The 14,225-nt window shown below is 24.9% G+C and carries 13 protein-coding genes; 8 read left to right on the forward strand and 5 right to left on the reverse strand.

Going from position 1 to position 14,225, the window contains the following annotated elements; genetic code table 11:
• Nucleotides 1-7 precede the first annotated feature (7 nt).
• The 3 genes from coaE (at nucleotide 8) to NSA50_RS00270 (ending at nucleotide 1,656) form a co-directional block, all read left to right on the forward strand.
• Entirely contained in the window at nucleotides 8-607 is a 600-nt protein-coding gene (gene coaE / locus NSA50_RS00260; RefSeq protein ID WP_195264177.1) for a dephospho-CoA kinase, read from the forward strand.
• 14 nt (nucleotides 608-621) lie between these two features.
• Nucleotides 622-1,170, forward strand: a complete 549-nt coding sequence (locus NSA50_RS00265) for a lytic transglycosylase domain-containing protein (protein ID WP_195264176.1) — start codon at nucleotides 622-624, stop codon at nucleotides 1,168-1,170.
• Between the two features lie 231 nt (nucleotides 1,171-1,401).
• Nucleotides 1,402-1,656 carry a hypothetical protein gene (locus NSA50_RS00270; protein WP_257442152.1) on the forward strand — a complete coding sequence of 85 codons (255 nt, stop codon included), beginning with the start codon at nucleotides 1,402-1,404 and terminating at the stop codon, nucleotides 1,654-1,656.
• 191 nt (nucleotides 1,657-1,847) lie between these two features.
• Here the strand turns inward: NSA50_RS00270 and NSA50_RS00275 are convergent, their stop codons facing one another.
• From NSA50_RS00275 to NSA50_RS00285, 3 genes are all read right to left on the reverse strand, one after another.
• Complete coding sequence (locus tag NSA50_RS00275) at nucleotides 1,848-2,714, reverse strand: 50S ribosomal protein L11 methyltransferase (protein WP_195264174.1); 867 nt, start codon at nucleotides 2,712-2,714, stop codon at nucleotides 1,848-1,850.
• Nucleotides 2,715-2,868: 154 nt separating this feature from the next.
• A complete protein-coding gene (locus NSA50_RS00280; protein ID WP_257442153.1) occupies nucleotides 2,869-3,624 on the reverse strand; it encodes a flavin reductase family protein in 756 nt (251 codons plus the stop codon).
• A gap of 115 nt (nucleotides 3,625-3,739) precedes the next feature.
• Nucleotides 3,740-5,032 (reverse strand): D-alanyl-D-alanine carboxypeptidase family protein, encoded by a 1,293-nt coding sequence (locus tag NSA50_RS00285; protein WP_374940953.1) that lies wholly within the window; start codon nucleotides 5,030-5,032, stop codon nucleotides 3,740-3,742.
• Between the two features lie 413 nt (nucleotides 5,033-5,445).
• On the opposite strand from NSA50_RS00285, the gene NSA50_RS00290 reads away from it, so the two are divergent.
• Nucleotides 5,446-6,204 carry a polysaccharide deacetylase family protein gene (locus NSA50_RS00290; RefSeq protein WP_257442155.1) on the forward strand — a complete coding sequence of 253 codons (759 nt, stop codon included), beginning with the start codon at nucleotides 5,446-5,448 and terminating at the stop codon, nucleotides 6,202-6,204.
• A gap of 42 nt (nucleotides 6,205-6,246) precedes the next feature.
• Here NSA50_RS00290 and NSA50_RS00295 read toward each other — a convergent pair whose 3' ends face one another.
• Both NSA50_RS00295 and NSA50_RS00300 read right to left on the reverse strand, forming a co-directional pair.
• A complete protein-coding gene (locus NSA50_RS00295) occupies nucleotides 6,247-6,975 on the reverse strand; it encodes a type 1 glutamine amidotransferase (protein WP_195264170.1) in 729 nt (242 codons plus the stop codon).
• Between the two features lie 16 nt (nucleotides 6,976-6,991).
• A complete protein-coding gene (locus NSA50_RS00300; protein WP_195264169.1) occupies nucleotides 6,992-8,350 on the reverse strand; it encodes a MurT ligase domain-containing protein in 1,359 nt (452 codons plus the stop codon).
• A gap of 203 nt (nucleotides 8,351-8,553) precedes the next feature.
• Between NSA50_RS00300 and NSA50_RS00305 the strand changes: the two genes are divergently transcribed.
• The 4 genes from NSA50_RS00305 (at nucleotide 8,554) to NSA50_RS00320 (ending at nucleotide 14,176) form a co-directional block, all read left to right on the forward strand.
• Entirely contained in the window at nucleotides 8,554-9,471 is a 918-nt protein-coding gene (locus tag NSA50_RS00305) for an alpha/beta hydrolase (RefSeq protein WP_257442156.1), read from the forward strand.
• A 103-nt stretch (nucleotides 9,472-9,574) separates the two neighbouring features.
• On the forward strand, nucleotides 9,575-11,494 hold the full coding sequence (locus NSA50_RS19860; protein ID WP_257442157.1) for a sensor histidine kinase: 1,920 nt from the start codon (nucleotides 9,575-9,577) through the stop codon (nucleotides 11,492-11,494).
• Nucleotides 11,495-11,608: 114 nt separating this feature from the next.
• Nucleotides 11,609-13,513: a sensor histidine kinase gene (locus tag NSA50_RS00315; protein ID WP_257442158.1), complete on the forward strand. Its 1,905-nt coding sequence runs from the start codon at nucleotides 11,609-11,611 to the stop codon at nucleotides 13,511-13,513.
• A 60-nt stretch (nucleotides 13,514-13,573) separates the two neighbouring features.
• Nucleotides 13,574-14,176, forward strand: a complete 603-nt coding sequence (locus NSA50_RS00320) for a TspO/MBR family protein (RefSeq protein ID WP_207733793.1) — start codon at nucleotides 13,574-13,576, stop codon at nucleotides 14,174-14,176.
• Nucleotides 14,177-14,225 lie beyond the last annotated feature (49 nt).

Below are 14,225 nucleotides of genomic sequence, written 5' to 3' on the forward strand. Positions count from 1 at the left end.
ACTGAAAATGATTAAAATAGGGTTAACAGGAGGAATTGGTTCTGGTAAAAGCACTGTATCAAAAATGCTTACTGAAAAAGGATTTAAAATAATAGATGCAGATACAATATCTAGAGATGTCCTTATTAAATACCCTGAAATTCTAGATAAAATAAAAATAGAATTTGGATCAGGTTTTTTCGATTGGAGAGGGGAATTTAGAAGAAGGGAATTTGGAAATCATATATTTAGATTTCCAAAACAGAGAAAAAAATACGAAGAAATAATTATTCCATATATAAAAGATGAAATTTTTTCAGAGATAGATAAATATGAAAAAAGCGGAGAATCAATGGTGATACTAGATGCTCCAACTTTAATAGAAAATAATCTTCATGATTATATGGACTATATTATTGTAGTATGGGTAGATAATAATACTCAGATAATGAGATTAAAAAATAGAGATAGATTATCTAGAGATGAAGCTGTAAATAGGTTAAATGCGCAAATATCTCTAGATAAGAAAAAAGATTATGCACACATTATTATTGATAATAATGGTGACTTATTAAAAACTAAAAATCAAGTTGATAAGGTAGTGGATTTTTTAAAGGTAATTAAATAAGTAAGGAGAAGGTAATGAAGTTTAAACGTATATTAACTATTCTAATTACAGTATTTATTGCTTATATTGGAATAACATTAGTGATGAAGAACTATGTGTTTCCTTACAAATATGCTGATTATGTAAATAAGTATAGTGAGGAATATGAAGTAGATCCGTATCTTGTATTAGCAGTTATTAAGACAGAAAGTAATTTTAATAAGGAAGCTGTTTCAAAAAGAGATGCCAAGGGATTAATGCAAATTATGGATGCAACAGGAGAATGGGCGGCTAAAGAAATTGGGATAAATTATTTTATGCCATCTATGCTTTTTGATCCAGAATTAAATATAAAAATGGGTTGTTGGTATTTAAAAAACTTAGAAAATGAATTTGATGAAAATTTGGATTTGATATTAGCAGCTTATAACGGAGGAAGTGGAAACGTAAATAAGTGGCTAAATGATGAAGAATATTCATTAGATGGTGAAAATTTAGATTATATACCATTCCCGGAAACAAAAAAATATGTAGATAAAGTTAAAGCAAATTATAATATATATAAATATCTTCATGAAAAATAAAAATTGAGCCTATTTAATAAAGAGTTTCTTAATTAAATGGGCCCAATTTTTATTTTTTTATTCATATTTTATATAGTAAATATGAAATAAAGTGTGCTTTTTACCGAAATTAAGTATAATTAATATAATAAACAAATTAAATGCTATAACAAAGAATGATTTGTTTATATATTTGATAAAGATGCAGAGGTTAAGATTGTACTACTTGAGAAAATAGAACAATTAGCGTTTTTGAAAAGATTCAATAATGAAGATTATCGATTTCCTCTATTTGAAAAAACTGTTGGAATTATAGGTCATGGAGGAGGGACAAAAGAGCTAATGGAATACCATAGAGAGCCTGTATTGGATGTTTTTTGGAATGCTTTATCTTATCCTGTAGAAATGAATGTCATTAGTTTAAATGATAAGGATAAAACTGGAATAATGATTCCAGTTAAGAATGTTAGAAAGGCTGAAGAATCAATTTTTCCAATTCAAGAGTAGGATTTTCTTGATATAGAGAGACGGTTAAATCCTTTAATAAATAATGTTGTTGAAAAAATTATTAGTGATTAAAAGATATTAAAATAGTGAAAAAGTTTAGAAGGGGTGCTTCTTAAAAATTAATTTGTGCGAAACACCTTTTTATTAAAAATCAATAAGGATTTTTCTGAACTCTTTCACTATTTAATTTTCTAATTAAATATAGCTGTTATCCATTCATTAGTTTGATGTTTTGTTTCAAGTTTAAATCCATGACTTTCTACTATAGCTTTTACTTTATCAAAACTCCATTCCACAAGTCCAGATACAAGAAGCTTACCGTTATTTAATAAATGTTCTTTTATAAAATCCATAAATAACTCAGTTTCTTCTCCACCTATATTTATATAAATCCAATCATACTTATCATGTATATTGACTTCTTCATTTAATGCATTGCCAACTAAAACTTCAATGTTATATAATCCATTTAATGAAGCATTTAATTCAACTTCTTCTCTCACATCTCGTATATCTAAAGCAGTAACTTTTGACGCACCGATGATAGCGGATGCAACTGATAAAATTCCTGATCCTGTACCTATATCTAGAACTGATTTATTATGTAAATCAATTTTAGTTAGAATAATATCTAAAAGATCTCTTGTTGTTTCATGTAAACCTGTACCAAATGCACCTTGGGATATAAAAGATATTTTATGTATGTTTTTATCACTTATAACTTCATCAGGGGAAGCTAAAACCCAATTATCATTTATATGTACCGTAGGAAAGTTATAATTTTCATAATCATAATTTACTTCTTCAATATTTATGCAATCTGCTTCTAAAATAGAAGAAACAGTATCTTTAAATGAAGATAAGTTATCTTTATCTAGCTCATAAGCAACTTTAAGATCGATAGTAGAAACTGATTTTTCTAGATAACCATATCCATACTCATCAGTTGTAATTTCTAAAGGACTTTCATAAAATACATTGAAGATATCGTTAATTTGTAATTTTTCAATTTTCTCATCTAGCTCTTCATATTTAATAATATATGTTAATATAAACATGGCTTAATCCCCCAAATCTAATTCATTATAACATTATTGAGTATAGATAGATTTTTACTTAAAGTCAAGGAATCTATTGGAATTATAAGCGTTTATTAAAACAAATTTGTATATAAATTAATTCAAAAAATGAATTCGATAATATATTGAGATATTATTTATTTTTTTTTTTGAATTTAATTGAATTACTTGCTTTTTTTGATTTATTTTTATGATTTTTTTTACTATTTGATTTTAAACTGTTTTTAGGAATATTATTTTTACTTGAAAAATTACTTTTAGATTTTTCTTCTATTTTAGTATTATTATTTATTTTAGTATCTTTCTTCTTTTTATTATCATTAATTTTTTTTGAAACAGAGAAGCCAAAAGAACCAATAGAATTTTGAGGAAGTTTAAAGTATTCTCCATGACAATACGAAATTAAATCACCTTTTTCAAAATGAATTTTTCCTTTTTCATCTATCAAAGTACTATTTATATGAGAACCTACTACTTCTGCAATAAACATGTCATGCGTGCCTAATTTTATAATATCTTTTACTTTACATTCTATAGTAACAGGGCATTCGTCTATATAGGCAACATTAACATTTGTTCCTTCTTTCATAGTAAATCCCATATCGTTAATTTTATCGAATTTTCTACCAGGCTTAACTCCACAGTAATCTACTACTTTAACCATTTCAGAAGAGGGCATATTAACAATGAATTCCATAGTTTCACATATGTATTCATAAGAAAGTCTTTCAGGTCTAATAGAAATAGAAAGCATTGGAGGCTTTGTGCAGATTGTTCCAGTCCATCCAACTGTAAAAACATTATCTTTTCCAGATTTATTCCTAGATGTAATTAAAACTACAGGGACAGGGTTTAAAACCACGCTTCCTTTAAAATCAACTTTATTCAAAATAGAATCTCCCCTTTAAAATATTTTCTTTAGGATTATAGCATATATTTATTCTAATTTATATAAATAAGATTGAAAATTAGAAAAAGGTAGATTTAATTAAATCTACCTTTTTCTAATAATATCTTCTTCTTCTTTTTTTCATATTAATTATTCTTACTATAAATAATACTAAAACTAATATAATAACAATAATCAGTAATGATAATAAATATAGAGGTAAATTAGATTTAATAAGTTCAAAAGATGAAAGTTTAACTGTTCCTAAGACATCTTCAGTATGTCCGGGAGTAGAAAATGTTAGCTTAATTTCTTCATTACCACTTAATTTCCAAGCATCTGTTACATCTCCCTCATAAGAAAGTGTAGCATTTTTATCATTAAAATCATTCTTGTAGTATTCAACATTTTGATTAATAACTATAGGTGCTGTTATTTGCTTTTCAGGGCCAAAGAATCTGAATGCTTTATAAGTTAAATCTACAGTACCAATTTCATCACCAGCATTTTTATATATTTCTTTTTGTGCTGAGTAACTATAGTTAGCTAATTTTTCTGTATCCTCAAATACATTAAGACCTGTTGCACCGTATTCAGATTTTAGAACTACAGTAACTAAATCTCTGCCATCTCTTTCATAAAAACCTACAAAGCAATGTCCAGCTTGTTCTTCAGTTCCAGTTTTACCACCTATATTACCATTTTTGCCAAGTAACTTGTTTCTAGACTCAATTATTACAGGAGTACCTGAAAGACTAACACTAATTTCACCGCTTTTAGGAGCCATAGTTTCTCTAACCCAATCGTTTTTAAAAGCTGCAATTCCTATTTGAGCTAAGTCATATGCTGTAGTTTGATTTATTTCAGTATTGCTAGGATTTAAAGGGTCAATTTCTAAACCTGATGGATTAACGAAATGAGTATTTTTAAGCCCTAATTCTACTGCTTTATCGTTCATCATATTTACAAAGTTATCTACAGTTCCACCAACTGATTCTGCCATTAAGTAAGCAGTATCATTTGCTGAAAATATCATTACAGCTTTCATAGTATCTTCTGCTGAAATTTTATCTCCAGCATTTATTGATTTGTAGTTATTAAGTGATGTTTCAGTTACTTTAACTACAGTATCACTAAAAGTTAATGTTTCAGCCTTTGACTTGTTCTCAGCAAAAAGTAAAGCAGTCATAAGTTTAGTAGTACTTGCAGGTGATAATTTTAAGTCAGCATTTTTTGAGTAAATAACTTCACCTGTGTTAATGTCCATTGTTATAGCAGCTTCTCCAATAATTTCTGGAGTTTGAATATTTGTCTCTTGTGCACTAACTTTATTAGCAAAAGGAGCTAATAACGAAATAGAAAGAGCAACTGCCAGCGACTTTAGTAAATTTTTCTTTTTCAATTTCATCTCCCCATTTCTAAAGATTTTAATATATATATAAGTTATAATAAATTATATAGTTAACCAATATAAATAACCGAATTATATAAATTACAATAATTTGGAAAAGTATGTATTTTAGTAACTTATATAAAAAATTAAACATATATGACTTTTCATAAAAATATTCACTTAAAACATATGTAATTATTCTTAAATAGGTTTATTGACTATTTAATATTGTACTACAAATAAGTATGTATATTAACAACTAAACATATATTGCTTTAATTTTATATTTTGAAACTATTTGATTTAAACACAAATTAAAGTATAACATCTACTTTCCATAATAACAACATATAGAATAATTGTTAAGTGGTTTAATTTACATGTAATATAAATTTAATAATTGTACAAAATAGAAATATAAGAAAGAGGTGGTTAATATCAAAAAGTTTAGTAAGTTTATTAGTTTTATTGCACTTTTTATATTTCTTAACAATATAAATTATATCCCAGTTTCTGCATTGTATACAGAAAATCACCTGAAAACTGTATATTTAACTTTTGATGATGGACCATCTGTAAATGTAACTAAGGAGTTAATTAATATCTTAAACAATAATGGCATAAAAGCAACTTTTTTTGTTGTCGGAGATTATGCTAATATATATCCTTACATGATAAAATCACTAAATGAAAATGGAATGTGCATAATGCCTCATTGTAATATTCATGACTATGTATCTGTATATAAAAGTGAAGAAAATTATTTTAAAGATTTAGATAAATGTAGGGATACTATTGAAAGTATATTAGGAAAGAGAAACTTAAATTTTATAAGATTACCAGGTGGTTCTAATAATACAGTTTGTGATTCTAATGTATTAAGTAAAATAAAAAATAGAATAGTAAGAAATGGTGATTATTATATAGATTGGACAATTGCTGCAGGAGATAGTGAAGCAAAAGATTTATCATCAGAATTTATTAATTCAAGGATAAAAGATGAAGGTGGATTATATGATGTTGAAGTAGTTCTTATGCATGATTTAGGTGATAAGTATGCAACTGTAGATTCACTTCAAGAAATAATTAATTTTTATAAAGAAAAAGGTTATAAGTTTAAAACATTAAATGAAATTGAAAACTGGGAAATTCAATATTTAAAAGATATAAATGTATTGAATAAATAATAAAAAACAAGGCAAGCTATTGTGTAGTAGCTTGCCTCAAATTTATTTCTTATTATCTAATTTTTTTATCATAACTTCTTTTGCTTTTAGTTCAAGAGAATCATCTATCTTCTCAAGGGTTATATTGTCATATTTTTTACTTAAAGCTATATTTAAAAATCTATCTGCTAACTCAGGATTTTTAGATAATAATGATCCATGAAAATAGCTACAAAATGTATTTTTATATATACAGCCCTCATTCCCATCTTCACCGTTATTTCCGTAACCATGAACACACTTTCCTAGTGGTTTTAATCCATTAGTATAAGTTCTACCAGAATGATTTTCAAAACCTACATACGTTTCATTAAAATCTTCATTATATATAACTGTGTTGCCTATAAATCTAGTATCTCCACCTTCAGTATATATATCAAGAATTCCTAATCCCTCGATTTTTTCACCATTTGGAGCCATATAATATTTTCCTAGCAATTGATAACCACCACAAATTGCAATAACTACTTTTTCATCTTCAATATATTTTTGTAAGCTAGGTTTTTTTATAGTTTTTAAATCATTAGAAACTATTGATTGCTCAAAATCTTGACCGCCACCAAAAAATAGAATATCTGTATTTTCTGAATCAAATTCATCATTTAATGATGTATTAATTATATTAACCTTTATTCCTCTTTGTTCAGCTCTATGTTTAAGTATTAGAATATTACCAACATCTCCATAAACATTAAGTAAATCAGGATAAAGATGACAAATATTTAATTCCATTTATAGACCTCCTTATTTACCAAAGTTTTTTAATGTAACCTTTTGAATGAAGATATTTTCTAAAGTTAATCATAGCAGTATAAGTAGCAAGAATATAAATTTTATCATTTTTACTATTTTTAATCTTTTCTGTTAACTCTTCGAAGGTTTCTTCAATTATAAAGTTATCTTTATTTAATCCTGCAACATTAAGCCTAACAGCCATATCATAGCATCTAATACCAGAGACAAATATTTCATTAATATTAAGATCATGAAGTTTTTCAAAGTCAACATCCCATATCCAAGAAACATCAGTACCATCAGCATAGTTATCATTTAAAAGAAATGCGGCAGCAAAAGGATCTTTATTTAAACAAAGTGTATCTAAAGCTTGATTATATCCAGCAGGATTTTTAACTAAAATAATTTTTACATCCTTACCTTCAATGTTTAATGCTTCTTGTCTTCCAAAACTAGAATCTTGGTTTTGCAATGATTTTTTTATTGAATTATCATTTATTCCAAGTTCTTTAGTTACAGCATAAGCACAAAGACCATTATAAATGTTATAAGCACCTGACTGGCTTATAGTAACTTCTAAATCATTAAGTTTCACAGTTGAACTATCTGGTGTTAATTCTAAGACTTCATTTACTGCATATTCTAAAGGAGCTCTTTTAAATCCACAGCCTGTACAGTAGAAGTCACCTAAATGATTATATGTAATATGATTATATTCATAAGGAGACTTACAGAATTTACAGAACTTAGCATCGGCATTTATTTCTATATCTTTATTATCTCCTATGCTTGCGTTAAAACCATAAAATACAGTTTTATTTGGAAGATCTAATTTACCTAGGAGAGATTCATCTCCATTTAAGACTAAAGTAGTATTAGGAGAAAGATGTATTCCTTCTAATATCTTTGATAGAGTAGTGTAAACTTCACCATATCTATCTAGCTGATCTCTAAAAAGGTTTGTTACAGTTATTATTTCTGGATTAATATATTTAGTTATATATTTTAAGTTAGCTTCATCAACTTCTATAACTGCATAAGAATCCTCGATTTTATTAAAGAACTTGTAGTTATCAATGAAGGTTGTAACTATTCCAGGAAAAAGGTTTGCACCAGTATTATTAGTAATAACTTTCTTTCCGCTTTCTTTTATAATGTTATAAATCATGCTAGTTGTAGTAGTTTTACCATTAGTACCTGTGATTAAAACTACTTTGTAGCCTTTTGACACTTTTGAAAGTATATTTCTATCTATTTTTAAGGCCACTTTTCCAGGGAATGTTGTTCCCCCTTTTAGTATTGTTTTTGTTAGAAAAATTGTAATTTTTGAAGCTATAATGCTTATTATTGATTTAATACTAATCTTTTTCACCACCTTATAATACTTATCAAATATTATATACAATAATATTAATAGATAATCAAATAATAATAAATTTTGATTTTGACTATGAATAGTATATCATAACTTTATATACTTACAAATAAAGTTATGATAAGATTTTATTAATTATTGAAGTTTGATAGGTGATAAAAAAGAGAAAATATGATAAATGAAAGAATGGAGGAAGTGTTATGGACAATTTTGTTTTTAAGAATAAAGAAGGAATGGATATTAGTTGCTATAAATGGAGTGATAATTCAAGCAAGCCTAAAGCTGTTATTCAAATAGTTCATGGAATGTCAGAATGGGCTGGGAGATATGACTATTTTGCAAATAGACTTGTTAAAGAGGGATATGTAGTTTATGCTCATGATCATAGTGGGCATGGAAAAAGTGCAAAGAGCTTAAGTGAACTAGGTTTTATAAGTAAAGAAAATAGATTTTACTCAATGATTGATGATATAAAAATATTAAATGATATTATTAAAAATGAAAATAAAGAGATACCAGTAATATTATTTGGCCATAGCATGGGATCTTTCTTAAGTCAAAGATATATACAAATGTATGGATATACTATTGATGCTCTTATTTTATCTGGAAGTAATGGGAAACCAAAGATATTTACTAAATTAGGATTAGCTGTTTCTAAAATGGAAATGTTGATTAAAGGAAATGATAAAAGAAGTCGCTTGATGGATAGGCTATCCTTTGGAGGGTTTAATAAAAGTGTAAAAAATCCAAGAACTAATTTCGATTGGCTTTGTTCGGATGAAAATGAAGTAGATAAGTATATAAATGATAAGTATTGTGGATTTATATATCCAACTCCTTTTTACTATGATTTAATAAACGGATTATGGGATATACATAAAAATGAAAATATAGAAAAAGTAAAGGATTTAGACATTCCCATTTATATTTTTGCAGGAGATAGAGATCCTGTTGGTTATTTTGGAAAAGGAATAATTAATCTTTATGAAGTATATAAAAATATAGGAGTAAAAGATATTAGTTATAAGCTATATAAAGATGGAAGGCACGAGATGCTAAATGAAGTAAATAAGGATGAAGTTATTAGTGATATAATAAAATGGATAGAGAAATAGAATATTAAAAATAAAATATCTACAAAAATTTCTAAAATTATTCACATATAAAAGGAAATGATGTAAAATTATGTAGTAATAATTGCTAGTGAGGAGAAATAATGTGGATTATAATAATTTTAGAATGAAAATTTATTATATTGATATGAAAAAATTATTATCATATATATTAATAAGCTTAATTTTCTTTAGTATGCACCAGATTGCTTTAATGTATGATTTTATGGCTATAAATGATATTGTACAAATCTTTAAGATAATAATAGTTATGATTTTACTAATGTTTACAATACACTTGAAGAATTTAACTAAAAAAGATATATATGGGATACTGCAAATATTTCTTTTTACAATATGTATAGTTTTCATGGTGTTTTTAACTCCGGAAAATCAATTTCAAGGAATAAAAATATTTCTTACCAAGCTTGGATATAGTAAATGTGATGAATTTCAAATTATTAATACAGTAATGCTATATTATATAATAGCAAAATATAAAAATGTAACTGTAGTTGGTAAAAAAATTTACTTAGAATATATAGCATTATTTGGAATTATTTCATTTTTTAGTTTGACAAACAATGTTATAGATAAAAATTTTATATATTTATTATATATAATTTCAACCATAGTACTTTTAATAGGAACATATAGATATATTAATATAAATAATGAAAGCTTTAATAAAAAGATAGATTTACTAAAGTTAAATATAAATATTATGATGATATACTTTTTTATTAGGATTTTTGTTAAATATACAGACACCTATTTTCTTGTTGATATAGTTATGATGATAAAAATGTTAGTTTATACAGCGACTATCTTGTTTATTATAGTTAATATATCAAAGGAAAATTATAATTTTATGTTTAAAGAAACAGTTAATACAAATAAAAAATTAGAAGAGATAAATAAAGAAATAATACAAAGTAACTATAAACTAGAAGAAGCTTATAGAAAGTTAAAGGAGAGACAATTAGTATATAAGAGTTTTTTAGGTTGTTTACCTGATCCTATAGTAATAGTAAATAATAATCTTAGGATATCTTATTGTAATTCAAATTTTTTAAATCTAATAGAAAAAGAAAATTTAAGAGAAGTTGTAAATAGAAGAATAGAAAACTATATAAATTTTGATGTTGATATAAGAAAAAAAGTGGTTGATATAAATAAAGGTTCCTATTCTACGACGATAGATAAAGATGATAAGAAAATAGAAGTTAGATTCTTTTCTTTAAATGGTGAAGAATCAGAATGTATATTATTATTGAAAGATTTAACTGAAGAAATAAAACTTGTATCTATGAAAGAAGAATTAGAGAGCATAAAAATGAAAGAAGAAATAAAAAGAAACTTTTTATCAAGTATTTCTCATGATTTAAAAATACCTATAAGCGTAATATATTCAGCAATACAATTAGAAAAAATATTAATTGAAAATAATGATATAGAAAAAATAAATTTTTATAATGAAGTAAGTAAGCAAAATTGTTTTATGCTTACTAAATTTACTAATAATCTTATAGATACAAGTAAAATAGATTCGGAAAATTTAGATGCTAATTTAGTTTTAGATAACATTGTAGAGTTTGTTGAGGATTATATAAATTCCCTTTTTGCACATATAAAGAGTAATGGAATAAATATTCTTTTTGATACTGATGAAGAAGAGATATATGTTTATTTCGACAAAGAGATGATGGAAAGAGTGATATTAAATTTAATATCAAACTCATTAAAATTTACTGATGAGGATGGAACTATATTTATAAATATAAAGAATTCAAAAGATGCAGTACTTATAGAGGTAGGAGATACTGGGATAGGTATGAGCAAAGAATTTATAAAAAAAGCCTTTAATAAATATGAGGTTGAGGACAGAATAAAAAATAATAACTCAACAGGTTTCGGAGTAGGTCTTTTTGTTGTATATAATTTAATTAAAGCTCAAAATGGAGATATAGAAATAATTAGTGATGTAGGTAAAGGAACTACTTTTATAATTAAGCTATATAAATGAAGGGTGATTGGAAGATAGATGTTAAGTGAAAAAAAATATAGACATAAAGGATTGATGTCTAATATATTTATACCTGTACTTGTAATGCTGATCATTATCAATAGGGTTTTCAAAATGTCAAATGAATATATATTTATAATTAGACTACTTTGTTTTGCTATATCCATACTAATATTTATATTAAGTGCCGTAAAAGTAAATAAGAAGGATTTAGGGCTGTTAAAATACATTGGAGTTGGTTATTTTTATATAGCTATATTAAGGTTTATAGATCTAGAGTATTTATGGCAAAAAGAAAAATTTGGACTTGCTATGTCTTTCATAGGATTTATTACATGTTTGGAGCTAATAAATATAATATCAAGCATAATTTTATATAAAAAAAGATATTCTCCGAAAATACAAAACTTAGTTTTTATTATAGTTATACCTATCGTTTATATGATTTCATTAAGAGGATTCAATGGATTAATTTATTTAACTAATATATATAATTACTTTATTATAAATCAAATTATATTACTTATTTTATTTGGTGTTATATTACATCAATATAAGGAACTAGATAATTATAGGGAAAATAAATGGATTATATATACTAGTATCTTATTAATAATAAGTGATAGCTTTATTGTACTTATGCCATTATTAGATGCAAATTTAACTTCTTTTATATGGATTACAAAATTATTAGCGTATTTTTTAGTTTATGAGAAGTTTGAAGAAACTTTGTTATTTAATGCGTATTCAAGTGCTTATGAAAGTTTAAATAGAGTGAGAAAAATTGAGACTAATTTACATAAAAATTTAAAAAGAAGAGAAAAAGAATTAAAAGAATTAAACTTGCTTTTAGAAAAGAGTGAAAAAAGATATTACGATGTTGTCAAAGCTTTTTCAGATGGTTTGTTGCTTTTTGAAAATGATATAATGATTTACTCCAATAATTATAATGATGTGTATTATAATGTACCAATTGAAATAACACGTAATAAAAATAATTTAAAACTAAATTATTTATTAAATGAAATTATAGGTGTAGAATATCCTAATGATTATGAGATAAATGATTTTTCAGCAGAGGTAAGTATACAAGATGAATATGGAGAAATTAAAGATTTAGAAGTTAGCTTGGTTAAAATTTATGATAATAAAAAAATATTATTATTTAATGATGCAACTAAATTAGTAAAGCAAAGAGATGAGATTTTAAAACTTGAGAAGAAAATTAATGATGAAAATATTAAGGATGAATTTTATTCTAATATATCACATGAATTAAGAACTCCTATAAATGTTATTTACTCTGCACTTCAATTGAACGATATGTATTTAAAAAATTGTGAAGTGGAAAAAATCAATAGAAATAATAATATAATAAAACAAAATTGTTTAAGATTAATTAGAACTATTAATAATTTTATAGATAGTAATAAGCTTTCAGAAGGATTTTTAGAAATTGATAAAAGGATCTACAATATCGTAGATATAATAGAAAATGTAGTTTTGTCATGTAATTTTTATATGAATCTTAGAGAAACAAAGTTAACTTTTGATCCTCAATATGAAGAGATATATTTTTATTGTGATAAAAATTATATAGAGAGAATAATGTTGAATATTCTATCAAATTCCTTAAAATATGGTAAATATAAAGGTAATATATATGTCATGGTAAAAATAGAAAATAAAGAGAATATAGTTATAGAAGTTATAAATGATGCGGAAGCTATTCCTGAAGATAAGAGAAAGGTTATATTTGACAAGTTCACAAAAGTAAATACATCATTAAATAGACCTTCAGAAGGAAGTGGCTTAGGATTATTTTTAACTAAGGGACTAGTAGAATTACATAATGGAGAAATAACAATTAATGCAGGTATGAAATATGGTAATATATTTAAAATAACATTACCATATGATAATAATATTAAAGGAGAAATTGTATTACTAAATAATAATGTAGAGATAAATGAATTACAAGAAAAAATAGATATAGAGTTCTCAGATATATATTTTTAATTTCATAAATTAAAATACTAATGCATATATAATAATGAATATTATATAGAGGTGCATTAAATGAAGAATAAGGAAAAGAAACTTAATAAAATAAAACCTAGTAAAAAAGATATTAAAAAGCCTAAGAAAATAAAACATAAAAAAACTCATAAAAAACATAAAAGTTTAAATATATTTAAAGTAAATGGTGAATTTAAATTAATACCTTTAATAATTAATATACTAATACCAGTAGTATCTGGATTTATTGTAGGATATCTTAATAAAAATTCTATGACTACATATGAAACTTTAAAAAAGCCATTTTTTAATCCACCTGCTATTGTGTTTCCAATAGTATGGAGTATATTATATATATTAATGGGTATTGCTGCCTATAGAATATATATGAGAAACAAGCAAGGAATTGATGATAAAGGAGCATATTTTTTCTACCTAGTTCAACTTATATTTAATTTGATGTGGAGTTTTATATTTTTTACATTTAGATTATATGCAATTTCATTTTTCTGGATTATAATATTATTTGTTTTAGTAATAATAACATTTATAAAATTTATTAAAGTAGACAAGATAGCTGCAATTTTATTAACTCCATATATGTTATGGCTTGTATTTGCAGGAGTTTTAAATTATTTTATTTGGCTACTTAATGAAATGTAATTTAATATGTAGTATAATAGAAATAAGCCTTCTTCTGAAGGTTTATTTT

Origin of the sequence: Clostridium mucosae, assembly GCF_024622765.1 — a bacterium.
Lineage (GTDB): Bacteria > Bacillota > Clostridia > Clostridiales > Clostridiaceae > Clostridium.

Bases quoted from the DNA above. Each gene is read 5' to 3' on its own strand.
- NSA50_RS00265 (WP_195264176.1), top strand. From the start codon at position 622: ATGAAGTTTAAACGTATATTAACTATTCTAATTACAGTATTTATTGCT.
- NSA50_RS00315 (WP_257442158.1), top strand. From the start codon at position 11,609: ATGTCAAATGAATATATATTTATAATTAGACTACTTTGTTTTGCTATA.
- NSA50_RS00305 (WP_257442156.1), top strand. From the start codon at position 8,554: ATGGACAATTTTGTTTTTAAGAATAAAGAAGGAATGGATATTAGTTGC.
- NSA50_RS00285 (WP_374940953.1), bottom strand. From the start codon at position 5,032: ATGAAATTGAAAAAGAAAAATTTACTAAAGTCGCTGGCAGTTGCTCTT.
- NSA50_RS00295 (WP_195264170.1), bottom strand. From the start codon at position 6,975: ATGGAATTAAATATTTGTCATCTTTATCCTGATTTACTTAATGTTTAT.
- coaE (WP_195264177.1), top strand. From the start codon at position 8: ATGATTAAAATAGGGTTAACAGGAGGAATTGGTTCTGGTAAAAGCACT.
- NSA50_RS00320 (WP_207733793.1), top strand. From the start codon at position 13,574: ATGAAGAATAAGGAAAAGAAACTTAATAAAATAAAACCTAGTAAAAAA.
- NSA50_RS00275 (WP_195264174.1), bottom strand. From the start codon at position 2,714: ATGTTTATATTAACATATATTATTAAATATGAAGAGCTAGATGAGAAA.